Source organism: Streptomyces sp. ALB3 (genome assembly GCF_044385685.1).
In the GTDB taxonomy this organism is placed as follows: domain Bacteria; phylum Actinomycetota; class Actinomycetes; order Streptomycetales; family Streptomycetaceae; genus Streptomyces.
Genome location: NZ_JBISCE010000009.1, coordinates 25,001 through 49,320 on the forward strand (window position 1 = coordinate 25,001; position 24,320 = coordinate 49,320).

Below are 24,320 nucleotides of genomic sequence, written 5' to 3' on the forward strand. Positions count from 1 at the left end.
TCAGGCCAGCAGTTCCCGTACGGAAGCACTCAGCCGTTCCACGAACGCCTCACGGACCGCCTCCGGGACCCGGTCGAGCGACAGGTACGGATTGAGGTCCTCCAGCTCGACGAGCAGCAGGTCCCCTTCCGGTGTACGACAGGCGTCGACCCGCTGGACGCCGTGCGCGAGGGTGTTCCACTCGACGAAACGGCGCGCGAACTCCAGGTCCGCAGGAGCCGGGGCGTACGGTTCGAGCACCCAGCGGCGCGCCGGATGCGGTGCGTGGAGGGCGTACTGGAAGTCGTGGTCGACGAAGTAGAAGGACACCTCGTAGCGGAAGTCGATCCTGGGCTGGACGAGCAGGCTTCCGCCGGCGTCCGGGGGGAGCTCCGGCTCCTCGGTGAACCGCAGCCCCACGGAGTCCGCGCCGAGCTTGGGCTTGACCACGTACCCGGCCGACCGGGGGAGCAGCCCGAGGTCCTCCGCGCGGTCCACGGTCGGGATCACCGGGAAGCCGGCCCGGCTCAGGTCGACCAGGTACTGTTTGCCCGCCATGTCCCCGCGCCCGTCGAGCGTGTTGTAGACCGGGGTGCCTGATTCCAGGGCCCGGCTCCGGAAGGCGTCGTACGCCTCCTGGTAGTGCAGGACGGGTCCGCTGTTGCGGACGACGACCACGTCGAACCCGTCCAGCAGCGCCGCCGCGTCCCGGGGGTGACAGAGCGCGACGTCGAAGGTCCCACGCAGCCTGGACGTCAGGAAGATGTCCTCGTCGCAGTAGCGCCGTCCGCGCGCCTCGTAGGCGAGATCGGTGACGAACAGGACGGACGGACGTGATGCGCCGTACGAGGTGCTCAAGGACACTCCCGGGGGGTTCGATATCGGGCCGACTGTCAATAGCCTTGCTGGCGCAGCCCGTTCGCTGTCATGCATCACCCTGGTCTCTGTCCCACAGGAGTCACACGTGTCCCAGGCCTCGTCACCGCCCGACATTCTCTCGCCCGCCTTCGCGGCCGACCCCTACGGGGCCTACCGGATGATGCGCGAGAGTGCCCCGCTGGTCCACCACGAGGCCACGGGGAGTTACCTCGTCTCCCGGTACGAGGACGTCGAGCGCGTCTTCAGGGACAGGGCCCGGGAGTTCACCACCGAGAACTACGACTGGCAGCTGGAACCCGTCCACGGCCGGACGATCCTCCAGCTCAGCGGCAGGGAGCACGCCGTGCGCCGGGCCCTGGTCGCCCCGGCCTTCCGCGGCACGGATCTCCAGGAGAAGTTCCTGCCGGTCATCGAGCGCAACGCCCGCGAGCTCATCGACGCCTTCCGGCACACCGGCGAAGCCGACCTCGTCGAGGCGTTCGCGACCCGCTTCCCCGTCCGGGTCATCGCCGACATGCTCGGCCTGGACAGGGAGGACCACCAGCGCTTCCACGGCTGGTACACCGATGTCATCGCCTTCCTCGGCAACCTCGCCGGCGACCCCGAGGTCACGGCGGCCGGGGAGCGCACCCGCCAGGAGTTCGCCGAGTACATGATCCCGGTCATCCAGCGGCGCAGGGAGAACCCCGGGGACGACCTGCTCTCCGCTCTCTGCGCCGCCGAGGTCGACGGCGTGCGGATGTCCGACGAGGACATCAAGGCGTTCTGCAGCCTGCTCCTCGCGGCCGGCGGGGAGACGACCGACAAGGCCATCGCCTCCTTCTTCGCCAATCTGCTGGCCCACCCCGAGCAGCTCGACGCCGTGCGGCGGGACCGTTCACTGATCGACCGGGCCTTCGCCGAGACACTGCGCCACACCCCGCCCGTCCACATGATCATGCGCCAGACGGCGTGCGAGGTGAGGCTGTCCGGCGGCACCGTGCCGGCCGGCGCCACCGTCACGTGCCTGATCGGCTCGGCCAACCGGGACGAGGCCCGCTACACCGACCCTGACCGCTTCGACCTGTTCCGTGACGACCTGACCAGCACCACGGCCTTCTCCGCGGCCGCCGACCACCTGGCCTTCGCGCTCGGACGGCACTTCTGCGTGGGTGCGCTGCTGGCCAGGGCGGAGGTCGAGACAGGCGTGAACCAGTTGCTCGACGCGATGCCCGGGCTGCGGCTCGCCGACGGCTTCAGCCCGGTGGAGGAGGGCCTCTTCACCCGGGGCCCGGTGTCGCTCCCCGTACGGTTCACGCCGGCGTGAGGCCGAGCGGGGGTGACCGGCTCGGCCAACCGGGCCCCGGGCACGTGACAGGCTCCCGGTCGGCGGCGTCCCACGGCGGCCGGACGTCCTGCACGGCGTCCTCGGATGCGTGGACACGGCGCCGGCCTACGAGCAGCGGACGCGGGAGGACCCGGTGGCTGCCGGGCCACCGGGTCCTCACACTCGTCGGGTCAAGCGGACAGGCCGGGGGTCAGCACGCGCCCTGGTCCTTCCAGACGCCCCAGTCGCCGGTGGTGCCGGGCTCCTCGTTCTGCGTCCACCAACCGGCTTTCCAGGTGCGGCCCTTGTGCGCGACCACGTTGCCGCTGTTGTAGACCTGGCCCGCGACGTACGCCGGGACGGTGCAGGTGCCGCCCGGAGGGGTCGTCGGCGGCGTGGTCGGAGGGGAGGTGGGGGGAGTGGTGGGCGGCGTGGTGGGCGGGGTGGTGGTGCCCGGCTCCACCACCGTGGTGCCGCGCGCCAGGTCGCCGGCGAGGGCGTAGGTCGTGCCGGAGATGTTCACCGTCCAGTTGGAGGGCGTGGACACCGGCAGGTAGTAGTTGAACGCCAGGTCGACCGAGGCGCCGGGAGCCAGTGCCTGCCATGCCGGGAGCTTCAGGGAGACCCGGTGGAAGTCGCCCTTCAGACCACCGACGTTGCTGCCGGTGTGGTCGCTGCTGATGACCTTCGTGCCGAATCCGGACTGGTCCGAGGCGTTGGCCGGAGCCGAGGTCGCGTAGTCGAACTGGAACTCGGTGCCGCCCGGCAGCGCGGTCCGGGTGTTGTTGGTGATCTTGATTTTCGGCGTGATCGGGTAGTTGGAGTCGCCGAGCTTGAACTCGGTGAACTCCGTGGCCACGTCCACCGCCTTCTTCGGCAGCGCCGTGCCGGACTTGCTCGCGCCGTACGGAGGGGCCGCCTTGAACTTGTCGTACATCAGCGAGGTGAGCGTGTCGCCCATCTCGTACTGGCCCTTCGCGGCGTTCCAGGCGTAGTCGCCCGCCATCTCCCAGACCATGGTGCCGCCGATGCCGCGGTCCACGACGTAGTCGGCCTTGGCCGCCACCGACTGCTCGTCCTCGGTGGAGAGGAAGACCTTCTTCTGGGCGTTCCACAGCCACGGCGCGACCAGCGTGGCGTCGTACTTGCGGGCGTAGGTGCCGGTCAGCTTGGTGTTCGCGGGGAAGCCGTACGTGGTGACGTAGTCGCCGACGATCCCCTTCTCCAGATTCTTGGCGTGCCACATCGGATTGGAACCGGCGGGGGACTCGACCCCGTTGGTGTCCTTGTCGTGCCACAGGTTGTCGATGCCCACGGCGCCGTCACCGCACTTGGTCAGTCCGGCACCGGCCGGGCAGGTCGTCGCGGACGCCTTGCCCCACAACCCGTCGGTGCCGCCCTGCACGTTCTTGTGGCCGCGGGTGTAGTACGGCAGTCCGATGTTGATGCGCCCCGCCGGCATCGAGCCGCGGAAGTAGTGGTAGGCCCAGTCGGTGTTGAGGTACCCGACGCCTCCGTACTGGGAGCTGCCGTAGACGTTCGCGGACGCCAGCTCGGCGTCCTTGCCGTCGTCGAACAGCGAGGCGTTGGGGCCGACGTACTCGTTCCACGCGCCGTGCAGGTCGTAGGACATGATGTTGACGTAGTCCAGGTACTTCTGCATCTGGAACGTCTCCATGCCCCGCAGCAGGTAGCCGGAGGAAGGGGCGGCGACGGTGAGCAGGTAGTGCTTGCCGTCGGCGGCGCCCGCGCGGTCGAGCTTTTCGCGCAGCGACTTCATCAGGGCCGCGTAGCCCTTGACCAGCCCGGCCCGGCGGGCGTTGGAGAGCTGCCAGTCCAGCGGGTTGCCCGCGTCCTTCATGGTGGTCGGGTACTCGTAGTCGATGTCGACGCCGTTGAACCCGTACGTGCGGATGAATTCGACCGAGGAGTTCGCGAAGGTGTCGATGCCGGCCTGGTTGACCGAGCCGTCGGCGTTGGTGGCCATCGAGTAGAAGCCGCCGGAGGCGACCCGGTTGCCGTCGTCGCCGAAGTACCCGCCTGTCTCGGCCCAGCCGCCCACCGAGATCAGCGTCTTCACGTTCGGGTACTGCTTCTTGAACTTCGTCAGCTGGTTGAAGTGGCCCTTGTAGGGGAGGGCCGGATCCATCTCGGCGCCCGCGACACCCGGCCAGGTCATCCCGGTGGCCGCGTTGTTCGCGTTGTCCGCGCCCACGGAGATCTTGTTGTCCCCGCCGACGTGGGCGAAGGCGTAGTTCAGGTGGGTGACCTTGGACCACGGGATGTTGTTGGCGAGGTAGGCGGGGGTGCCGTCCTTGCCGGTGCGCCACCCGGTGAAGTAGCCGATGACGCGGCGCTGGTGGTCCGCGCCCATCTTCTCGCGGCCCTCGGAGTCGTAGACCGAGCAGTAGGGGACGTCGACGCCGGCCGTCCTGTACAGCCCGTCGGGGCGGCACGACTCGTTGTCGGCGGCGTGCGAGACGCCGGACGAGAGCCCGCCGACCAGCAGTCCGGCGATTGTGGCGCCGGATGCCAGAAGGATCGCTCTCGTACGTGTGGGAGACGGCATGGTGCCTCCTGGGGAGGGGAGGATGTCGGGACACAACGTGGATCAACATGCGCAAGGGTGAGACTGGTTGGCCCGCGACGTGCGCGCATCCGACGGGCCGGCTCCCTGAAAAGATGAAGGGAACGTTAAGAGGACTAGACCAACTCGTCAATAGGTCTGGACCAAAGACCGGTCGTAGGCGCGCGTTCCGCGCCGGCCGAACCCGGCCCGCGCGAGAGCGGCGCTGAAGGAATGCCGGCGTGCCGTCCGGGCCGCACGCGCTTTGCGACTGGTGCGCGCCGAGGTCTCGCGGGCCGTGCGCTCAGGTGGGAGCGCACGGCCGAGGACGGCGGCGCGGACAGCCCCGGGAACGTCTGGGCCAAGCTCAGCCTGACGTGGCTGCACGCCGGACAGGGAGACGCACCAGAAGGTGCGCCGGTGACACCCGCCGGCGCCCCGCCGGCGGGTGATCCGCCGACCGCGTGTGACGTCGACGACGAGCGGCATCCGCCCTTCCAGTCCGCTGGGCAGGTCCTCAAAAGGGCTGCCCGGTAGTCTCCTGGCGGGCGCGCGAGACAGCTACCTCGCCGCGTTGTCGGCACACCCGGATACAACCCGTATGCGGTCGCCCCTCCGCCTTGCGCCGCACCGCAACCGGCGCAGCGCGCCGATCACCGGGCAGGGACGACCCTCGGGCGGGCCTCAGCGGATGTGGCGGCCCGAGATGGCCCGGGAGATGACCAGGCGCTGGATCTCGCTCGTGCCCTCGAAAATGGTGTAGATCTTGGCGTCCCGGTACATCCGTTCCACCGGGTGCTCCCTGCTGTACCCGGCGCCGCCGAGTATCTGGACCGCCTTCTCCGTCGCCGCGACCGCGAGCTCACCGGCGCGGAGCTTGGACATCGACCCCTGACCGGCGTCGAAGGTCCGGTCGTTGCGGGCCATCCACGCGGCCTGCCAGATCAGCAGGCGTACGGCCTCGATCTCGGTGCGTAGGTCCGCGAGGGCGAACGCGATCGACTGGTTCTCGATGATGGGCCGGCCGAACGCCTCGCGCTCTCCCGCGTACTCCAGCGCGTACTCGTACGCGGCCCGTGCGATGCCCAGCGCCTGCGCCCCCACCGTCGGGCGGCTGACCTCGAACGTGGCCATGGCGGCCTGTCCCTTGGCGGTGGAGCCCTCCCGGGCGCGGGCGAGACGGGCGTCCAGCTTCTCCTTCCCGCCCAGCAGGCAGTGGCCCGGGACGCGTACGTCGTCGAGGAAGACGTCCGCCGTGTGCGAGGCGCGCAGGCCGAGCTTCTTGATGGTGCGGCCCGCCGCCAAGCCTCGCGTGCCCGGCGGGACGATGAACGCCGCCTGCCCGCGGGCGCCGAGCGTGGGTTCGACGGAGGCGACCACCACGTGGATCCCGGCGATCCCGCCGTTGGTGATCCAGGCCTTCTGGCCGGAGAGCACCCATTCGTCCCTGGCCTCGTCGTAACGCGCCCTGGTGGCCATGGCGGAGACGTCGGAACCCGCCTGCGGCTCGGAGACGCAGAACGCCGCCACCTTCGGGTCCTCCTCGTCGCCGTAGCACTGCGGTACCCACTCGGCGAGCTGGTCGGGTGTGCCGGAGGCGAAGATCCCGGCGACCGCGAGCGAGGTGCCGAAGAGTGCCATGCCGATCCCCGCGTCGCCCCAGAACAGCTCCTCGTTGGCGATCTGGAGGGAGAGTCCGCTCGGGTCCCCGTACATGTCGGCGAGTGACTCGAACCCGTACAGACCGATCCTGGCGGCCTCCTGGATGACGGGCCAGGGCGTCTCCTCCCGGGCGTCCCACTCGGCCGCCGCGGGGCGCACCACCTGAGCGGCGAAGCCGTGCACCCAGTCGCGCAGGTCCTGCTGTTCCTCGGTCAGAGCGAGGGAGAAGTAGCTCACGGGCTCAGGCCTTCGGGATGTCGAAGTAGCGGGTCAGGCCGGAGGCCAGTCCTACGTCACCGGCCACCTTCAGCTTGCGCATCATGAACATCGTCACGGGATTGCCGTTACCGGAGACCAGCTTGAGGAACTCGGCGTCGCCCATCACCAGTGTCGTACGGGGCTCGGCGTCGGAGCGGCCCGCGCTCACCGTGCACGCCCCGTCGGCTATGGAGGTCTCGTAGACCTCCTCGCTCTCACCGGTGATCTTCCAGCGGATCAGGGCCTTCAGCCGGCCGGCCGCTTCGGGGCGGAACTGCTGCCGCATCCGGGCGAAGACCTCACTCAGCACCCGGGCGCGCAGGTCACCGTGCATGACCTCGCCGAGCTGCGCGGCGGACAGGCCCTTGACGATCCGCGCGAACTCCTGCGGGGAGACGGCGGCGAAGTCGAGCCCGGACAGTTCGTCGGTGAGGTTGCCGCTGCTGTGGTCGGCCACGCCAAATCCTTACTCAAGAGTCAACTTACTTTTGAGTAAGGTAAGGCGGCCGGCGCCGCTTCGCAAGCAGGCGTCACCAGGCGCCGTCCGGTCGCACCGCGAGGTGCGGATGCCGGGCGGACAGGACCTTGTTGGCCCACGCCAGCTCGGACAGGGCCTGCTCGCGGTCGGCCTGGTCCTCGATGCCGAGCCTCGGTCCCCGGAACCTGCGCACCTCGCGGGCGGCGCAGTCGGCGTCGAACTCCGCCTGCAGGATGTGCTGCGGGGTGCAGGAGCCGATCAGCGCGGCGACCCGGTCGGGGATCGGCACGGGGACGAGGAGGTGCGAGGCGGTCATCGGGGGGTTCCCTCTCGGATGGTTGGCCAGGAGGCTGTGCTCGGCGACGGCCGGTGGGCCGCCGCTCCTCCCTATGTAACGGGACGCAGTTCCGGGTTTCTCGTTGAGAACGTCTCCGTGTCGCAACCGTTTGGGACTGACCGTCTATTTCGCGTTACCTGGCGGTAAGTTGACTCCGTGAACGGCGTGTGATGCCCCCTCAGTTGAGCGACTGGCCGCTGCGGGCCCGTAACCGCATGGCGCGCAGCACGGCTTCGGTGGAGAAGCGCCTCTCGGGATCGGTGAGCTGGTCGCCGAAGATGGCCTCCAGGCTGCGCATCCGGTAGCGGACCGTCTGTGGGTGGATGTCCAGCAGTTCGCCCATCTGGGCAGCGGTGCCCCGGGTGTCGAGCCAGATCCGCAGTGTCTCGATCAGCCGCTCGCGCCGTGTGGCGCTGATGCCGGAGACGGGGGCCAGCTCGCGCTCGGCGAGCTGGTCCAGGAGAGCGGGGTCGGAGAGGAGCCACAGGGTGAGGAGGTGGTCCTCGCACAGGATGACGGGCGCGTCGTCGATGACCCCCGCGTCGACGAGTTCGAGGGCGCGCCGGGCCCAGCGGACCGAGTCGGCGGCGCGTGCGGTCGGGACGGTCAGCCCGACGGCCGCGCCACCTCCCGGCACGGTCCGGTCGAGCATCTGCCTGCGCGCCTCGTTCATCGGCCCGGGGACCAGCAGGTGCGGCTGCGGGTCCCCGGGGTCGATCAGCACGTCGTGGTCGGCGCTGATCCGGTCGAGGCCGGACGAGGCGCGCACCGCGACGAGGGTGACCTGCTCGGGGAGCGTCCACCCGGTCTGCTCGCACAGCTCGGCGATGGCGCTGCGGGGCACCGGTCTGCCGGTGAGGATCAGGTGGAGCAGCCGCCGGCGCACCGCTTCGCCCTGCTGGTCGGACTGGGCCTGCACCTCCAGATAGCCCTCGCGCGACAGCGACTCCAGTTCGTCCACGTACGCGAACAAGGCGTCGGCGAAGCTGAGCATCAGCGCGGGTGAGAAGTTGTAACTGCGCCCCACCTTCTTGGCACGCCGCAGCGCTACCCGCGCGCCCAGCCGGTACGCGCCCTGGAGCGCGTCCATGGTCCGGCCCTCGTACGCCTCGAACCTGCCGAACCTGCGGCACATGTCGTCGCGCAGAACGGTGGGGGCCGAGGGCTCGGCGACCAGGTCCACGAAGGAGGAAAGGCTCTGCTCGACACCCATCCTGATGGACGTGCCGTTGGGGCCGTTGAGCAGACGCGCGTATTCCGGATAGGCCCGGGTCACTTCCATGCCTATCTCTTTGATCAGGCTCGGCAGTTCGGGCCGCATGATCGCGGCGAACTCCTGGGGGAGGGGCCCCAGCGGGTCTCCGGTGTCCAGCGGCTGAATAAGTCTCGGCATGACCGTCCCCTTGCTTTCCCGGGCCCGGCGTGGGTGGAGCAGGTGGGGGAAAGCGCTCCCACGGACCGACAGGTGTATACCAACATCGGCGCCGAAGATAGACCAAGTCGGGCGGGGTGGACACCGCCTGGGCAGGATCGAAGTGCAGGGGACACGCAACGTGGCCCTGTTGTGGCCCTTCTGTGCAGGTGGGACGGTAAATACTCACTTCCGGACAATGTTTTCGGCCGCCGACCGCGTCCAGGCCGCCGATGGAGCGGTGGCGCGGCCCCGCGCACGGCCGGACCGGGAGGCGTTCCCCGACTCCCCGCCCGGTACATCCCGATCTTCTGCGACGCCTCTGGCGGCTGCGGAGCCGGACCGGGCATCCCGGCGGGCATCCGGCATTTCGCAGGGATATTGCGCACCAAGTGACAAGTGCGCCGGGTGAATTACTTACCTGCTGACGAGGAAAAAAAATCGCCGAACCAATCTTGACCGAACGGATTGTGCTCGAAGTTTCCCGCAAGTAACGTCACGGCCTGTCACAGAACGTGTGTGGCTGAAAGAGCAGCACGGCCCCCACGCAACACGATTCATCGCGGCACTCCCTGCACCTTTGCAGGAATTCGGGTGCTGTCCCCGCAACAGTGCGCCCGCACTGTCGAATCGGAGGAAATCACTGTGCGCAACTCTCTGAGAAAGATCGCGCTCGCGGCCGGTGCCGCCGCGGCCACTGTCACCCTCGCCGCCACCACCGCCACCGCCGGCGTCGCGGCTCCGACCTGGACCGTCACCCCGGCCCCCTCTCCGGTGGCGGTCTCGGCAACCTCCGCCGGCACCGTCTCGCTCAGCCTCAACGGCATCCCGATGACGTGTACGTCGTCCGCGGCCAGTGCCGTGCTGGCGACCGCCTCCGGTACCTCGAACGTGACGGTCGGCACCATCGCTCCACTGACCTGGAGCGGGTGCACCAGCCCGTTCGGCCCGGTGACGCCGGCCGCCACCACCTCCCCGGCGTGGCAGCTGAAGGCGAACAGCTACAGCGCCGGGACCACCACCGGGTACATCTCCGGGGTGCAGGCCTCGGTGACGGTCCTCACCTGCACCTTCACGGTGACGGGTAACGTCACGGCGTCCTACAACAACACCAGCGGCCAGCTGACGATCGGCAACAACGCCACCTACCAGCTGACGGTCGCCACCGTGACCCCGGGCTGCACCGGCATCGCGGCCGTGGGCCAGCACCCGATCTACACCGCCAAGTACAACGCGGTCAAGAAGGGCACGGCCATCAAGCCGGGCATCGTGTACACCCCCTGATCCGGTCGCGGACCCGGTACCGGTCGTGAGTGATCGCGCAGCGGGGACGCCCGCTGCGCGATCACTGCGCCGGGCACGCCGTGCCCGTCCTGCCCGTCGCGGCGCCGGAGAAGCCGACTGCGAGCAGGTCCTCACCGAGGTCCGGGGCGGACACCTCCGGCGGCGGCGTCACCGGTGGGCCGTCACCGATGGGGAGTCCACCCGGGGGTGGCGAGTGTGCCGGGATCCGTCCGGCGCACGAGGCACGTCCGGTCGTCCGGGAAGGGGACATCGTCAGTGAAGGGAAGTCGTATGGCGGGAACGCGCAGGCGCACCGCGCGCAGTGCCGCAGTGGCCGCTGCCGTGCTGCTCGGAGGGATGATCCCCGGCGCACAGGCCGCTTCCGGTACGCAGGAGGTCGACGCGGAGCTGGCCTACACGTGTGACTTCCCGGAGGGCGAACAGCCGGTGAAGGTCCGGCTGGCCGTGAACGTCCCCGAATCGGCTCATGCAGGACAGATGATCCAGCCCGAGGAGATGGCGCTGGACCTGACTCTGCCGGAGGCGGTGCCGGCCGCCCTCGCCGAGGCCGGAGCGGCGGCCGTGAGCGCGGAGGCACACCTTTCCGTCGATGTCGTCCAGGAGGGCCGGCAGGCCCGGGCGGAGTGGGTCGCGACGGCCGCCGACGCGGCGCCGGTTCCGGAGGCGGGCGAGCTGACGCTGAACACGGCCGGGAGTGTGCCCTACGTCCAGCCCGGGGCGCCGGGCGACTTGTCGTTCAAGGCCTCCGCGCTCTCGGTGGACCTGGCCGTGAAGAAGGCCGACGGTGCTCCGGCGGAGCCGCCGGCTCTCTCCGTGGAGTGCGTGGTGGACGCCGGTCAGGAGACGACGCTGGCGACGGTCGGCGTGGGTGGTGGTGCCGGGACGCCAACGCCGCAACCGTCCGCGTCCGACGAGTGGCCCGACGGTGAGGAGCAGGGCCGGTCCCTCGTGCCCGAGGTCGGGAAACGGGCGGAGGAGCCCGTGTCCGCGGCCGCGCCCCCGTGCGTCGGGGACCCGATGAACGAGGAGGGCCGTGACATGGTCGCCTACGTGGCCGGCTATGCGAACGTGACCAAACTCGACGGCGCCACCAAGTTCCCCCCGGCCTGCGCGCGGATCCACACGTACGACGGCGAGAACTACCTCGAGTTCCCCTACGTGCACGCGATCCTGAACGCGGCGATCGTGCTGGACTACAAGGGGAAGCCGCAGCTCCCGCCCACCAAGGGGACGTTCCTGACGTTCGGGTTCATGCCGACGACGGCCACCCTGGAGATGACACAGATCCCTCCCGAGCCCGACTCGCCCCAGGACCGGAACGTGGTCTCCCACGGCATCACCGATCTCCTCAACAGTGGGTTCACCAAGACCACCACCAGCGTCGACATGGACTTCGTCCTGCGGCTCTACGACGTGAAGGTCAACGGTGTCGCGCTGGACGTGGGGGAGAGCTGTCGGACGGAGCGGCCGTTCCGGCTGTCACTCGCCGGCCTCGGGACCTGGGACGCGGAGAAGGGCAACGAGGGCTACACGGTGGTGACCGGAGGGGAACTGACCGGGACGGTGACGATCCCCCCCTTCAAGGGGTGCGGGGTGGACGAGGATCTGGACAGTCTCTTCACCGCCTCCCTGTCCGGAGCTCCCGGATTCGTCAAGCAGGTCCAGGGGGCGCCCTGCGTTCCTTCGACCGGCAACGCCTGTACCCCCGAGTACCAGCCCCAGGACATTCCGAAGGCGACGCGCTGACCCGCGGTCGCCCACACGACCACCTTGCCGAGCACTGCTGTCCCCCGAGCCTTCAACCGAATTGAGGGAACAATGAGATCTGCCTCGAAGACCTGGATCAAGGCCGGCGGAGCCGTCGCCGCGTCCGCCGCGCTGGTCATGCCCCTGACCGCGTCGCCGGCCGGTGCCGCCACCGCCGCCGCGACCCAGCTCAACGGCGCCTGGGCTCCGTTCGACCGCTGCCCGGTGGACGCGCCCGCGATGCTCGCGACGGACGGCGACACCGACGTCCCCCTGTGCGTGACGTCGACCTCGCCCAACGGGACGATCAAGCTGGGCAACACCACGGCGACGACCGGGTCCACGAACCTGCAGTTCGGCGTCATCCAGCACCCGGCCGAGGGAACCTACACGGTCGTTCCGCCGGCGGCCGGATCCATCATCAGCGGGAAGACCACCATCCCCGGCGGGCTCCTCGGCATCATGTGCCCCAGCAACATCCCGGTCGTCTCGGCCGTCTGCGGGCAGATCACCAACGCCACCCTGAACAAGGTGACCGCCACGGTCGAGTCGGCCGGCACGCCGACCGAGTTCAGCCTGGTCGCAGGGATCTCCTCCGGGCCGATCGTCAAGCTGCCCGTCAAGATCCGTCTGGAGAACCCGCTGCTGGGATCCAGCTGCTACATAGGCAGCAGCAGCAACCCGGTGCTTCTGCGTCCGGGGAACATCAGTGCCCCGACTCTGGCCGCCTCCCGTTTCAACGCTGACGGAAGCGCGAACCAGGACGAGGGTTCGCTGATCCAGCTCGCGCTGTCGGGCGCCGCCCAGGGGGACAGCCAGTTCTCCGTGCCGAAGGCCAACGGCTGCGGTCTCGCGGGTCTTCTCAGCTGGGCGATCGACCTCAAGGTCGGCCTGCCCGCCGCCGCCGGCTCGAACAACCTCGTCCTGAACGACGCCAAGACCTACACGGCCGGTCTCACCGCACCGGGTGTGTCCGTTCCCAACGCGGGCAAGGAGCTCGCCGAGAGCTGGCACTCCGCGGTGAAGTAGCCGGAGGAACCGCACCCGGCTTCTTGTCACTTGGTGCGTCCGGCACCCGCCCTCCCACGAGCCCGCTCCGACCGTTCGAGCCCTGGTCGGAGCGGGCTTCGGCCTGTCCGGGAGCAGCTTCCGGAGTTTTCCGTTCCGGCCTCGGGGTCCTCACTTGTCGATAGGTTTCGCGCCCGGAATGCTCACCGGAGAACAAGAAATGGGTGCTGTGCAATCGCCCCGGAGAAAATTGGTGAAACGCTATTGCGGACTCAGGTTACCGGCCCGTAACGTCCCGCTTGAGCAGATCGGAAACGCGTCCGCACCTGCTTGTTCGACGCACGCGGAGTCCTGGCCTAGCCCCCTTGAGCCGGGATTCCTCCGGGAGTTGCTCCGGCCCTCCACCCACTCGCCGGGGCAGGGGTTCTCCCCACCGCCGGTGTCGCACGGCTCCGCCCCTCTGGGCCGCGGGACTCCGGTGGAACCGGAGAGCTTGCGCAGAATCGGACAAAGCCGCCCGTCGGGTTTGTCATTCGGTGACAAGTGATCCACCCGGAGATCGACTACCGGCGATTCCCGCTGTTCAACGGCTTGTCCTGGCGGATTCGACGGACATAACGTGCGCCTCCTGGTGCATGTGCGACGAGCCGTCCCTGCGTTTACCGGAGCCGGAGTGCTGAAAATGACGTCGTTCACCACCACTTCGAGGGAGGGCCGATGGGAATCGAAGTAGTCGTCGAAGGCCTGACGAAATCCTTCGGCCGACAGAACATCTGGCAGGACGTCAGCCTCACGCTGCCGGCCGGTGAGGTGAGCGTCATGCTCGGCCCTTCCGGGACCGGCAAGACCGTGTTCCTGAAATCCATCATCGGGCTGCTGAAGCCGGAACAGGGCCGTGTCCTCATCAACGGCGTCGACATGGTCAACAGCCCCGAGCGGGAGATCATGGAGACCCGGAAGCTGTTCGGGCTCATGTTCCAGGACGGTGCCCTCTTCGGATCGATGTCGCTCTTCGACAACATCGCCTTCCCGCTGCGTGAGCACACCCGCAAGAAGGAATCCGAGATCCGGCGCATCGTCATGGAACGGATCGACATCGTGGGGCTGCTGGGCGCGGAAGGGAAGCTGCCGGGCGAGATATCCGGCGGTATGCGCAAGCGCGCCGGACTGGCCCGTGCCCTCGTCCTGGACCCGCAGATCATCCTCTGCGACGAGCCGGACTCCGGACTCGATCCCGTACGCACCGCCTACCTCTCGCAGCTCCTCATCGATCTCAACGCCCAGATCGACGCGACGATGCTCATCGTCACCCACAACCTCGACATCGCGGCCACCGTGCCCGACAACATGGGGATGCTGTTCTGCCGCAACCTCGTCACCTTCGGGCCCCGCGAGGTGCTGCTCACCAGCGACATGCCGGTGGTCTCCCAGTTCCTCGCCGGCCGACGCGAGGGACCCATCGGCATGTCCGAGGAGAAGGACGCGGCCACCCTGGCCGCCGAGCGGACGAACGGCGACGGTCACGGCCACGCCACCCCGCGCACCGTCGTCCCGCAGCTGGAGCCCTCGGCCGGAATGCCCGTACGCCAGGCGGCCCTGCGCCGCCGGGAGCGGGTCGTGGCCATGATGGGCCAGCTGCCGGAGGCCGCACGCACCGCGATCCTGAACAGCTACACACCGACTGCGGACGGTGGGCGACGATGACGGCGCCGCTGCCCGTACGGCCGCCCGGGCCGGACTCCGGAGAGATCCGCGAGGAGGCGCCGCGGCAGAAGCCGCCCTCCAGGCTCCTCGCCCCGCTGCGCCACACCGGCCAGCTGTTCGCGCTCGCCCTGGCGGTCTCCCGCGCCGTCTTCCGCCGGCCCTTCCAGTTACGGGAGTTCATCGAGCAGTTCTGGTTCGTCGCCAGCGTCACCATCCTGCCGGCGGCGCTCGTCTCCATCCCGTTCGGCGCCGTCATCGCCCTCCAGGTCGGCTCCCTCACCGAGCAGCTCGGCGCCCAGTCCTTCACCGGCGGCGCCAGCGTCCTCGCCGTCATCCAGCAGGCGAGCCCGCTCATCGTGGCGCTGCTGATCGCGGGGGCGGCCGGCTCCGCCATCTGCGCCGACCTCGGCTCACGGAAGATCCGCGAGGAGCTCGACGCGATGGAGGTCATGGGCGTCTCGCCCATCCAGCGCCTCGTCGTCCCGCGTGTGCTGGCCACCATGTTCGTCGCCGTCCTGCTCAACGGGCTGGTCTCCGTGGTCGGCACGCTCGGCGGCTACTTCTTCAACGTGATCATGCAGGGCGGGACACCCGGTGCCTACCTCGCCAGCTTCTCCGCCCTCGCCCAGCTGCCCGACCTGTACATCGGCGAACTCAAGGCACTCATCTTCGGCTTCATCGCGGGCATCGTCGCCTCCTACCGGGGGCTGAACCCGCGCGGCGGCCCCAAGGGCGTCGGGGACGCGGTCAACCAGTCCGTCGTCATCACCTTCATGCTGCTGTTCGCCGTCAACATGGTCCTCACGGCGATCTACCTGCAGATCGTCCCCCCGAAGGGGGGCTGAGGGATGTCGATGCTCGGCTGGCTGGACCGCTCCGGCGAACAGCTCACCTTCTACGTACGGGCCCTGGTCTGGATCCCGAGGACGCTGCGCCGCTACCTCAAGGAGGTGCAGCGGCTCCTGGCCGAGGTCGCCTTCGGCAGCGGCGGCCTGGGTGTCATCGGCGGAACCATCGGCGTGATGATCGCGATGACCCTCGCCACCGGCTCCGTCGTCGGCCTCCAGGGTTACGCGGCCCTCGACCAGATCGGCACCTCCGCCTTCACCGGTTTCATCTCCGCCTACTTCAACACCCGCGAGATCGCCCCGCTCGTCGCGGGCCTCGCCCTCTCCGCGACCGTCGGCGCCGGCTTCACCGCCCAGCTCGGCGCCATGCGGATCAACGAGGAGGTCGACGCCCTCGAAGCGATGGGGGTGCGCTCCATGCCCTACCTGGTCACGACGAGGATCATCGCCGGCGTCGTCGCCATCATCCCGCTGTACGCGATCGGACTGCTCTCCTCCTACCTCGCCTCCCGCTACATCACCGTCCTCTTCAACGGACAGTCCGCGGGCACCTACGACCACTACTTCAATCTCTTCCTCTCCCCGGACGACGTCCTGCTGTCGGTGCTCAAGGTGCTGATCTTCAGCGTGCTGGTGATCCTCGCCCACTGCTACTACGGCTTCCACGCGACCGGTGGCCCCGCCGGTGTGGGCGTGGCCGTCGGCCGGTCGGTGCGCAACGCCATCGTGCTCATCAGCGTCACCGACTTCTTCCTCTCGCTCGCCATCTGGGGCGCGACGACAACGGTGAAGGTGGCCGGCTGATGACTTCCCCGACGGCGCAGACGGTGCGCCGCAGACTCGCCGGTGTGGCCTTCGTGCTGGTGCCCGCCGTCCTCGTATGGCTGTCGGTCTCCGTGTACGAGAAGGACTTCACCGATGACGCCACGGTGACCGTGCGCACCGGCAGTGTCGGCAACGAGATGCACGACAACGCCGAGGTGAAGCTGCGCGGCGTCGTGATCGGCGAGGTGCGCCACATCGCGGCCGAAGGCGACGGGGCCCGACTCACCCTCGCGATCCAGCCGGACCGGCTCGAGCGGATCCCGGCCGACGTCACCGCGCAGATGCTGCCGACCACCCTCTTCGGGGAGCGGTTCGTCGCCCTCGTGCCCCCCGCCGTCCCGTCCGCGGAGACCCTGCGCGCGGGGGCGGTGATCCCGCAGGACCGTTCAAGCAACGCGATCGAGCTGGAGGAGGTCCTCGACAACGTCCTGCCGATGCTGACCGCCGTCAAACCGGAGAAGCTCGCCGCGACCCTGGGCGCCGTCTCCCAGGCGCTCGCCGGGCGGGGCGAGAAGCTCGGCGACACCCTGGTCACCCTCGACGCGCACCTCAAGGAGTTCAACCCACAACTCCCGACCCTGAACGCGGACATCAAGGAACTCGTCAAGGTGAGCCACCTCTACGCGGACGCGGCGCCCGACGTCCTGGACGCCCTCACCGACTTCACCACCACCAGCGGCACGATCGCCGAGCAACAGGCGGAGCTCGCCGGCCTGTACGGCTCCACCACCGCCTCCGCGAACGACGTCACCGCCTTCCTGCGGAAGAACAAGGACAACCTCATCCGCCTCTCCGCCTCGGGCCGCCCGACACTCGAACTCCTCGCGGAGTACTCCGACGCGTTCCCCTGCACCCTGCGCACCATGGCGGGCTTCGTCCCCGCCATGGACAAGGCGCTCGGCAAGGGAACCGACGAGCCAGGGCTCCACGTCACAGTCAAGTCCGTGAAGTCCAAGGGCAAGTACGTGGCCGGCAAGGACACCCCGGTCTACGACGCGACCGGCGGTCCGCACTGCTACTCGGTGCCGTACACCGGCAAGGCGTCCCCGACCGCCGACGCGCGCAAGGCCCCCGCCCCGGCACATGATCCGGGCGAGATCGCGGAGACGGCTGCCGCCCCGGCCGCGGCCGGCGGCGCGCTCGGCATGCCGAACTCTCCCCAGGAGAGCCGGCTCGTCAACGAACTCGTCGCCCCCTCACTCGATGTCCAGCCGCAGTCCCTGCCCGACTGGAGCAGTGTGCTCATCGGTCCGGCCTTCCGCGGCGCGGAGGTGAAGCTCAAGTGAAGCGCCGCTCCCTCGCGGGACCGCTCGCGAAATCCCTCGTCTTCGTCGTGGTGACCGTGCTGGCCACCACGGTCCTGGCCCTCTCCATCGCCAACACCGGCGTCGGCGACACCACCTCGTACAAGGCGAGGTTCACCGACGCCACCGGGCTCGTCGTCGGCGACAGCGTCCGGATCGCCGGCGTCAAGGTCGGGCAGGTCGAGTCCATCCGCGTCGCCGACAGACGGCAGGCCGAGGTGGGCTTCGCCGTACGCAAGGGCCGCAAGCTGCCGGCCTCGGTGACCGCGTCGATCAAGTACCTCAACATGGTCGGCCAGCGCTACGTCGACCTCGACCAGGGGGCGGGGCCCGTGGGGGCGACCTTCCGGTCCGGCGCGACGATCCCGCTCTCACGGACCACGCCCGCCCTCGACCTCACCCAGCTCTTCAACGGCTTCCAGCCCCTCTTCGAAGGTCTCTCCCCGCCGGACGTCAACCAACTCGCGGGCTCCATCGTGCAGGTGCTCCAGGGCGAGGGCGGCACCGTCGACAGCATCCTCTCCCACGTCGGCTCGCTGACCGGCACCGTCGCGGCCAAGGACAAGGTGATCGGAGAGGTGATCAAGAACCTCAACACGGTTCTCACGACCGTCAACGACCGTGAGGCAGGATTCGACGACCTCGTCGTCACCCTCGAGAAACTCGTCAAGGGATTCTCGGGCGACCGCAAGCCGCTCGGTGAGGCCGTGACGGCGATGGGGGCGCTGACCACCGTCACCGCGGACCTCCTCCAGGACGGCCGCGCGCCCCTGAAGAAGGACATCGCGGAGCTCGGCAGGCTCACCGGACAGCTCGACGAGAACGCACCGAAGATCGAGAGCTTCCTGGAGAGGACGCCCGCCAAGATGGAGGCGATCACCCGCCTCACCTCCTACGGCTCCTGGCTCAACCTCTATCTCTGCGAGGCGAGGGTCGAGGGAGTGACGACCGAGGACGGCAGCGCCCCGCCCACGGGCATCACCATCGGCGGATCGAGGTGCACCGGATGAGGATCAAGCCCGTACGGGAGCGCAACCCCGTCGCCATCGGCGTCATCGGACTCGTCGTCCTGGCCCTCGTCGGCCTCGCCGCCTACCGGGCCGACGCCCTGCCCTTCGTCGGTGGTGGCACCGCCTACAGCGCCGACTTCACCGAATCCGCCGGGCTGGACGCGGGTGACGAGGTGCGGATCGCCGGTGTGAAGGTCGGAGAGGTCACCGGTGTCTCCCTCGACGGCGCCAAGGTGAAGGTCGACTTCACGGTGCGGGACGCCTGGATCGGCAACTCCTCCACCGTCGGCATCGCCATCAAGACCCTCCTGGGCGACAAGTACCTCGCCGTCGATCCACTCGGCAACGCCCCGCAGGACCCGGACTCCCGCATCACGTCGAGCCGTACGACCTCCCCGTACGACGTCACCCAGGCGTTCAACGGGCTGGGCGAGACCATCGAGGAGATCGACACCGCGCAGCTCGCCCAGAGCTTCGAGACGATCTCGGACACCTTCAAGGACTCGCCACCCGACGTACGCAGCGCGGCGGAAGGGCTCTCCGCACTGTCGAAGACGGTCTCCGCGCGCGACGCGCAACTCGCCACCCTCCTGAAGGGCAGCAAACAGCTCACCAGGACGCTCGCCAAGAAGAAGAGCAGCTTCGAGACCCTGCTGGAGGACGGCAACCTGCTCCTCGGGGAGATCCAGGCCCGGCGCGACTCCATCCACCTGCTGCTCACCGGCACCCGTGACCTCGGCACCCAGCTGACCGGTCTCGTCACCGACAACAACAAGCAACTGCAGCCCACCCTGGACTCGCTGGGGCGGGTCACCACCGTCCTGGTCAAGAACCGCAAGAGCCTCGACAAGGTGCTCTCCATGGCCGGTACCTACAACCGGCTCGTCGGCAACACCCTCGGCAACGGGCGCTGGTTCGACAACTACGTCTGCGGGGTCGTGCCGAAGAGCTACCTGCCGAAGGACACGCCCCCGAGGAACGACTGCATGCCGCCGAAACAGGGGGGCCGCTGAGATGAGACGCACCCGCATCATCGGCATCGGAGCCGGACTCGCCGTCGTGGCGGTGGCCGTCGGCTCGGGCGTGACAGCCCTGGACCAGGAGGGAACGACCACCATCACCGCCTACTTCGACCAGGCCACCGGCGTGTACCCCGGGTCGGACCTGCGGATCCTCGGGGTGAAGGTGGGCACCGTCGAGTCGGTGCGACCGCGCGGCGACGAGGTCCGGGTCACCCTGCGGATCGACGAGGGAGTGCAGGTCCCCGCCGACGCGCACGCCCTGGTCGTCGCCCCCAGCCTCGTCGCCGACCGCTACGTCCAGCTCGCTCCGGCCTACACCGGAGGAGCGCGGCTGGAAGGCGGCGCCGTCCTGCCCGCCGCGAACAACGCCACGCCCATCGAGGTCGACCAGCTCTACGAGTCGATCACGGAGCTCTCCACGGCGCTCGGCCCCGACGGAGCCAACACCGACGGGGCGCTCTCCGAACTCCTGAAGACGGGCTCCGAGAATCTCAAGGGCAACGGAGAGGCCATCGGGGACTCCATCGAACAGTTCGGCAAGGCGACGAAGACGCTCGACAGGAGCAGCGGCAACCTCTTCGACACGCTGTCCTACCTCCAGACCTTCACCACCATGCTGAAGGAGAAGGACGGCGACGTGCGGACCGCCGAGCAGCAGCTCAACTCCGTCACCGGCTTCCTCGCCGACGACAAGGAGAACCTCAGCGCGGCACTGAAGGAGCTCGGCACCGCACTCGGCCAGGTCAAGAGCTTCATCCAGAAGAACCGGGGCGCCCTCAAGAAGAACGTGGACCTCCTGGTGCCGCTCACCCGGACCCTGGTCGACCAGCGCGCCTCGCTCGCCGAGTCGCTGGACACGCTGCCGCTCGCGGCCGGCAACGTACTCAACGCCTACGACCCGGCCAACCGCACCCTCAACGGGCGGACGAACCTCAACGAGCTGTCCATGGGCGGCCCTCTCATGGAGCCCGGCACCGGTACCGCCGGCCTCGCAGGGCTGTCCCCTGCGGACGCCACCCGGCGCAAGGCACTGCCCGTCCTCCCGCTGCCCGTGGTCGGCACCGTCTACGGCACCCCCGCGGGTACGGCAGCCACGGAGAAGGAGTCCGGTACGGGACAGAAGAAGGAGGCGGGCCGATGACCCCCGCCCCGCGCAGACCCGGCACCCGCACGGTCGCGGGCCTCGGCGCCCTGGCCGCCGCGGGTGTCTGCTTCGCACTCGTCGCCACGACCACCGGCCTGCCGTCGTTCTCGGGCATCGACCAGATGCCGCTGCCGGGCGGAGCAGACCTCGGCGACCACCCCTACGAGATCACCGCCGAGTTCGGGGACGTCCTCAGCCTCGCACCGCAGTCGTCCGTCAAGGTCAACGACGTGGCCGTCGGGCGGGTCACCAGGATCTCCCTCACCCCGGGCAGCTGGACCGCGAAGGTGACCATGCGGGTCAACGGAAAGATCAGGATGCCGGCCAACGCCTACGCCCACCTCGAACAGTCCAGCCTCCTCGGCGAGAAGTACGTCCAGCTCTCGCCGCCCGCCGACGGGACGGCCAGAGGCGCGCTCTCCGACGGCGACCTGATCCCGCTCGTCCGCACCAACCGCAACCCCGAGGTCGAGGAGGTCTTCGGCGCCCTGTCCATGCTCCTCAACGGCGGCGGGGTCGCCCAGCTGAAGACCATCACCACCGAACTCAACAAGGCACTGGCCGGACGGGAACCCCAGGTCCGTTCGATGCTGAGCCGCGTCGACACGCTGGTCACCAACCTGGACGCCCACAAGAAGGACATCACCGAGGCGCTCGACGGCGTCAACCGGCTCGCCGCCACCCTCGCCACCAGGAAGCAGGACGTCGGAACCGTACTCACGGGCCTCAGCCCGGGCCTGAAGGTCCTGGAGAAGCAGCGCGGATCGCTCCTCACGATGCTCCGCTCGCTCGACACGCTCTCCACCGTCGCCGTCGACACGGTCAACAAGAGCAAGGCGGACATGATCGCCGATCTCAAGGCCCTGGCCCCCACCCTCACCGCGCTCGCGGACTCGGGGGACGACCTGCCCGACTCCCTGCAGGTGCTGCTCACCTACCCGTTCACCGACGAGGTGCTGCGCGGGGTCAAGGGCGACTACCTCAACGTCTACCTGGACGTCACCGCCATGCCCGGCACGCAGATCATCCCCGCGCTCACCCCCGAAGCCCCTCCGGCGGCCGGCAGCCGGCAGAAGTCCGCACCGGCGCTGCCGCTGCCCCTCCCGTCGGTCACCGGACCGGGCACGGAGGTGACCCGCTGATGATCACGCTCGCCACCCGGCTCAAGAACATCGCCTTCCTGATCATCGCGGTGCTCGTCCTCGGCTACCTGGGCGTCCGCTACGCCGACCTCGGCCACTACGTGGGACTGCGCGGCTACTACACCGTGACGGTCCAGCTTCCCCAGACCGGTGGGCTGTTCACGCACTCGAACATCACCTACCGGGGCGTGTCCGTCGGCCGGGTCGGGCCGATCGAACTCACCGACGACGGCGTCGAGGCCGAGTTGCGCATCGAGAACGACGCGCCGCGCATCCCCGACAGCCTGCAAGCCGTCGTCGCCAGCCTCTCCGCGGTGGGCGAGCAGTACATCGACCTGCGGCCCACCCGCAAGGACGGCCCCTTCCTGGAGAACGGGTCGGTCATCGACCAGGCCGACACCACCGTCCCCGCGCCCGTCACCGACGTCCTCACCAGCGTCAACGACCTCACCGCCTCCGTGGACGCAGAAGCCCTGCGCACCGTCGTCGAGGAGTTCGGCGCGGCGTTCGAGGGGCGCGGCGACGACCTCCAGGTCCTGCTCGACACGGGCAGCGAGTTCGTCGACGCCGCCGACGAGGCCCTGCCGACCACCACCAGACTGATGGCGGACGGCGAGACGGTCCTGCGCACCCAGGCCGAACAGGGTGAGGCGCTCAAGGGCTTCGCGTCCGGGGCGGAGGAACTCGCCGCCGAGCTGAAGGGATCCGACGCCGACCTGCGCCGGCTGATCGCGACGGCACCGGCTGCCACCGCACAGATCAGCGGCCTCCTGCGCGACCTCGAACCCGGTTTCGGAGTCGTCGTCGCCAACCTCCTCACGACGTCCGAGGTCGCCGTCACCCGGCAGCGGGGCCTGGAGGAGTTGCTGGTGAAGGTGCCGGCGGTGGCGGCCGCCGGAGCGAGCATCATCGACGAGGACGGGGAGGCCCGGTTCGGGATGTCCGTCACCTTCTTCGAACCGCTTCCCTGCACCGCCGGATACGGCTCCACCACCTACCGCCCCGGCAAGGACCTCTCGGCAGCCCCGGCGGTCAACACCGCCGCGCGCTGCGCCTCCCCGCCGGGCAGCGGCATCAACGTCCGCGGCAGTGCCAACGCGCCCGAGGGCGGCGGCGTGCCGGAACCGGCCGTACCCGGGTCGGTGCTCAGCGGCACGGACGGCGGCGGGCTGCCCGGTGCCCTCGGTGCCACCGGAGGCACCGGGCACGCGCCCGAGGGCATGGCAGGGCTGCTCGGCCTGGGAGGTGGCGCGTGAACGCCCGTACCAGGAGCGTGAGCGGATGGGCCGTCCTGCTCGTGGCCGTGCTGGTCTGCGGTCTCGGCGGCTGGTCCTACGCGCGGGCGCGCGGCGACGACTCGCTGGCGTTCGCCAAGGCACGGGACGCGGCGATCGCCGACGGCAGGAGGGACCTGACGCGGCTGAACAGCATGGACGGCAGGAGCCCCGCGAGCGTGAGGTCCGGGCTCGCGGCATGGCTCGACGCCTCCACCGGGCCGCTGCGTGACCGGCTGGAGAGCACGCGGAAGAAGGACACCGCGGAGCTCACCGCGTCCGGGGCCACGGCACGCGGCAAGGTCACCGACGCGGCGCTCACCGCCCTGGACGCACGGGCCGGCACGGCGGCCCTGATCGCCACCGTGGACATCGAGGTGACGCCGCGCACCGGCGCGGGAGGCACGGAGCGCAAACGCTTCGAGGCGGCTCTGGTCCGCACCGGGGACGGCTGGAAGATCAAGGCACTGGACGCGATACCGGTGGGGAGCGGCGGATGAGACGGACCGGAGGCACCACGGTGGAGGACGCCCCCTCGGCACCAGGACCTGACGCGGACGTCCGGGACGGTGGAACCGACCCTGAGGAGCCGGGCGAGCCCCGCCGCACCGTATGGCGCCGCGTCCTCGCGGCGGCGCTGGTCGTCGCCCTGCTGGCCACCGGCGCCGTCCTGTCCGTCAAGGCACGGCAGTTGCGTGACACCCCGGCCACGTCGAACCGCGCGCTGACGGACACGGCGGAGACGGCCCGGGTCGTCGGCGACGTCAGCAGCGCGCTGGGCAAGGTCTTCTCGTACAGCCCGCAGGGCACCGCGGCCACCAAGGAGTCGGCGAAACGCCTCCTCGCGGGCGACGCGCTCCGGCAGTACGCGGCCCTGTTCGGCCAGGTCGAGAAGCAGGCGGCCGACCAGGAACTCACGCTCACCTCGCAGGCCGTACGCACGGGAGTCACCCGGCTCGGCACCGGCAGCGCCCATCTGCTCGTCTTCCTCGACCAGGTGTACGAGCGCGAGGGGAAGGCCGCCACCACGGCGGCGGCCCAGCTCTCGGTGACGGCGGAACTGCGCGGCGGCCGCTGGGTCATCGTCGACATCACCTCCAGGTAGGGGAGAG

General features: G+C 69.5%; 21 protein-coding genes. 15 read left to right on the forward strand and 6 right to left on the reverse strand.

All coding sequences use genetic code 11. The features are described 5' to 3' along the window. A complete protein-coding gene (locus ACHFIV_RS10630; protein ID WP_398966079.1) occupies positions 1-837 on the reverse strand; it encodes a hypothetical protein in 837 nt (278 codons plus the stop codon). 106 nt (positions 838-943) lie between these two features. Here ACHFIV_RS10630 and ACHFIV_RS10635 point away from each other — a divergent pair, with 106 nt between their 5' ends. Then, positions 944-2,164, forward strand: a complete 1,221-nt coding sequence (locus ACHFIV_RS10635) for a cytochrome P450 (protein WP_398966082.1) — start codon at positions 944-946, stop codon at positions 2,162-2,164. A gap of 211 nt (positions 2,165-2,375) precedes the next feature. On the opposite strand, the gene ACHFIV_RS10640 is transcribed toward ACHFIV_RS10635, so the two are convergent. The 5 genes from ACHFIV_RS10640 to ACHFIV_RS10660 form a co-directional block, all read right to left on the reverse strand. After that, positions 2,376-4,733 (reverse strand): chitinase C-terminal domain-containing protein, encoded by a 2,358-nt coding sequence (locus tag ACHFIV_RS10640; RefSeq protein ID WP_398966085.1) that lies wholly within the window; start codon positions 4,731-4,733, stop codon positions 2,376-2,378. A 681-nt stretch (positions 4,734-5,414) separates the two neighbouring features. Then, positions 5,415-6,629, reverse strand: coding sequence for an acyl-CoA dehydrogenase family protein (locus ACHFIV_RS10645; RefSeq protein ID WP_398966088.1), 1,215 nt, complete (start codon positions 6,627-6,629; stop codon positions 5,415-5,417). Positions 6,630-6,633: 4 nt separating this feature from the next. Beyond that, positions 6,634-7,107, reverse strand: a complete 474-nt coding sequence (locus ACHFIV_RS10650; protein ID WP_398966091.1) for an SCP2 sterol-binding domain-containing protein — start codon at positions 7,105-7,107, stop codon at positions 6,634-6,636. A 73-nt stretch (positions 7,108-7,180) separates the two neighbouring features. Beyond that, on the reverse strand, positions 7,181-7,444 hold the full coding sequence (locus tag ACHFIV_RS10655) for a hypothetical protein (protein ID WP_398966093.1): 264 nt from the start codon (positions 7,442-7,444) through the stop codon (positions 7,181-7,183). 199 nt (positions 7,445-7,643) lie between these two features. Next, complete coding sequence (locus tag ACHFIV_RS10660) at positions 7,644-8,858, reverse strand: helix-turn-helix domain-containing protein (RefSeq protein WP_398966096.1); 1,215 nt, start codon at positions 8,856-8,858, stop codon at positions 7,644-7,646. Between the two features lie 663 nt (positions 8,859-9,521). On the opposite strand from ACHFIV_RS10660, the gene ACHFIV_RS10665 reads away from it, so the two are divergent. From ACHFIV_RS10665 to ACHFIV_RS10730, 14 genes are all read left to right on the forward strand, one after another. Further along, the gene (locus ACHFIV_RS10665) at positions 9,522-10,160 is read left to right on the forward strand and encodes a hypothetical protein (protein ID WP_398966099.1); all 639 of its coding nucleotides are present in this window, start codon (positions 9,522-9,524) and stop codon (positions 10,158-10,160) included. A gap of 291 nt (positions 10,161-10,451) precedes the next feature. After that, positions 10,452-11,927, forward strand: coding sequence for a DUF6801 domain-containing protein (locus tag ACHFIV_RS10670; RefSeq protein ID WP_398966101.1), 1,476 nt, complete (start codon positions 10,452-10,454; stop codon positions 11,925-11,927). A gap of 72 nt (positions 11,928-11,999) precedes the next feature. Continuing rightward, positions 12,000-12,956 carry a hypothetical protein gene (locus ACHFIV_RS10675; protein WP_398966103.1) on the forward strand — a complete coding sequence of 319 codons (957 nt, stop codon included), beginning with the start codon at positions 12,000-12,002 and terminating at the stop codon, positions 12,954-12,956. A gap of 696 nt (positions 12,957-13,652) precedes the next feature. Further along, positions 13,653-14,639 carry an ABC transporter ATP-binding protein gene (locus ACHFIV_RS10680; protein ID WP_398966106.1) on the forward strand — a complete coding sequence of 329 codons (987 nt, stop codon included), beginning with the start codon at positions 13,653-13,655 and terminating at the stop codon, positions 14,637-14,639. Further along, on the forward strand, positions 14,636-15,484 hold the full coding sequence (locus ACHFIV_RS10685; protein WP_398966109.1) for an MlaE family ABC transporter permease: 849 nt from the start codon (positions 14,636-14,638) through the stop codon (positions 15,482-15,484). The genes ACHFIV_RS10680 and ACHFIV_RS10685 overlap by 4 nt, the downstream gene beginning before the upstream one ends. A 3-nt stretch (positions 15,485-15,487) precedes the next feature. Beyond that, positions 15,488-16,291, forward strand: coding sequence for an MlaE family ABC transporter permease (locus tag ACHFIV_RS10690; RefSeq protein ID WP_351280556.1), 804 nt, complete (start codon positions 15,488-15,490; stop codon positions 16,289-16,291). Beyond that, positions 16,291-17,598 (forward strand): MCE family protein, encoded by a 1,308-nt coding sequence (locus tag ACHFIV_RS10695; RefSeq protein ID WP_398966112.1) that lies wholly within the window; start codon positions 16,291-16,293, stop codon positions 17,596-17,598. The genes ACHFIV_RS10690 and ACHFIV_RS10695 overlap by 1 nt, the downstream gene beginning before the upstream one ends. Further along, positions 17,595-18,626 (forward strand): MCE family protein, encoded by a 1,032-nt coding sequence (locus tag ACHFIV_RS10700; RefSeq protein WP_398966114.1) that lies wholly within the window; start codon positions 17,595-17,597, stop codon positions 18,624-18,626. Before ACHFIV_RS10695 ends, ACHFIV_RS10700 begins: the two co-directional genes overlap by 4 nt. Then, a complete protein-coding gene (locus ACHFIV_RS10705; RefSeq protein ID WP_398966117.1) occupies positions 18,623-19,639 on the forward strand; it encodes an MCE family protein in 1,017 nt (338 codons plus the stop codon). Before ACHFIV_RS10700 ends, ACHFIV_RS10705 begins: the two co-directional genes overlap by 4 nt. Before the next feature lies 1 nt (position 19,640). Further along, the gene (locus tag ACHFIV_RS10710; RefSeq protein ID WP_398966118.1) at positions 19,641-20,789 is read left to right on the forward strand and encodes an MCE family protein; all 1,149 of its coding nucleotides are present in this window, start codon (positions 19,641-19,643) and stop codon (positions 20,787-20,789) included. After that, positions 20,786-21,934 (forward strand): MCE family protein, encoded by a 1,149-nt coding sequence (locus ACHFIV_RS10715; protein ID WP_398966121.1) that lies wholly within the window; start codon positions 20,786-20,788, stop codon positions 21,932-21,934. The genes ACHFIV_RS10710 and ACHFIV_RS10715 overlap by 4 nt, the downstream gene beginning before the upstream one ends. Beyond that, positions 21,934-23,190 carry an MCE family protein gene (locus ACHFIV_RS10720; protein WP_398966123.1) on the forward strand — a complete coding sequence of 419 codons (1,257 nt, stop codon included), beginning with the start codon at positions 21,934-21,936 and terminating at the stop codon, positions 23,188-23,190. Before ACHFIV_RS10715 ends, ACHFIV_RS10720 begins: the two co-directional genes overlap by 1 nt. After that, the gene (locus ACHFIV_RS10725; protein WP_398966125.1) at positions 23,187-23,708 is read left to right on the forward strand and encodes a hypothetical protein; all 522 of its coding nucleotides are present in this window, start codon (positions 23,187-23,189) and stop codon (positions 23,706-23,708) included. The genes ACHFIV_RS10720 and ACHFIV_RS10725 overlap by 4 nt, the downstream gene beginning before the upstream one ends. Further along, positions 23,705-24,313 (forward strand): hypothetical protein, encoded by a 609-nt coding sequence (locus tag ACHFIV_RS10730; RefSeq protein ID WP_398966128.1) that lies wholly within the window; start codon positions 23,705-23,707, stop codon positions 24,311-24,313. Before ACHFIV_RS10725 ends, ACHFIV_RS10730 begins: the two co-directional genes overlap by 4 nt. Positions 24,314-24,320: the final 7 nt, after the last annotated feature.

Excerpts from the sequence above, each read along its gene's own strand:
- ACHFIV_RS10640 (WP_398966085.1), bottom strand. The coding sequence starts at position 4,733 with ATGCCGTCTCCCACACGTACGAGAGCGATCCTTCTGGCATCCGGCGCC.
- ACHFIV_RS10655 (WP_398966093.1), bottom strand. The coding sequence starts at position 7,444 with ATGACCGCCTCGCACCTCCTCGTCCCCGTGCCGATCCCCGACCGGGTC.
- ACHFIV_RS10660 (WP_398966096.1), bottom strand. The coding sequence starts at position 8,858 with ATGCCGAGACTTATTCAGCCGCTGGACACCGGAGACCCGCTGGGGCCC.
- ACHFIV_RS10670 (WP_398966101.1), top strand. The coding sequence starts at position 10,452 with ATGGCGGGAACGCGCAGGCGCACCGCGCGCAGTGCCGCAGTGGCCGCT.
- ACHFIV_RS10675 (WP_398966103.1), top strand. The coding sequence starts at position 12,000 with ATGAGATCTGCCTCGAAGACCTGGATCAAGGCCGGCGGAGCCGTCGCC.
- ACHFIV_RS10680 (WP_398966106.1), top strand. The coding sequence starts at position 13,653 with ATGGGAATCGAAGTAGTCGTCGAAGGCCTGACGAAATCCTTCGGCCGA.
- ACHFIV_RS10685 (WP_398966109.1), top strand. The coding sequence starts at position 14,636 with ATGACGGCGCCGCTGCCCGTACGGCCGCCCGGGCCGGACTCCGGAGAG.
- ACHFIV_RS10690 (WP_351280556.1), top strand. The coding sequence starts at position 15,488 with ATGTCGATGCTCGGCTGGCTGGACCGCTCCGGCGAACAGCTCACCTTC.
- ACHFIV_RS10695 (WP_398966112.1), top strand. The coding sequence starts at position 16,291 with ATGACTTCCCCGACGGCGCAGACGGTGCGCCGCAGACTCGCCGGTGTG.
- ACHFIV_RS10705 (WP_398966117.1), top strand. The coding sequence starts at position 18,623 with ATGAGGATCAAGCCCGTACGGGAGCGCAACCCCGTCGCCATCGGCGTC.
- ACHFIV_RS10710 (WP_398966118.1), top strand. The coding sequence starts at position 19,641 with ATGAGACGCACCCGCATCATCGGCATCGGAGCCGGACTCGCCGTCGTG.
- ACHFIV_RS10715 (WP_398966121.1), top strand. The coding sequence starts at position 20,786 with ATGACCCCCGCCCCGCGCAGACCCGGCACCCGCACGGTCGCGGGCCTC.
- ACHFIV_RS10720 (WP_398966123.1), top strand. The coding sequence starts at position 21,934 with ATGATCACGCTCGCCACCCGGCTCAAGAACATCGCCTTCCTGATCATC.
- ACHFIV_RS10730 (WP_398966128.1), top strand. The coding sequence starts at position 23,705 with ATGAGACGGACCGGAGGCACCACGGTGGAGGACGCCCCCTCGGCACCA.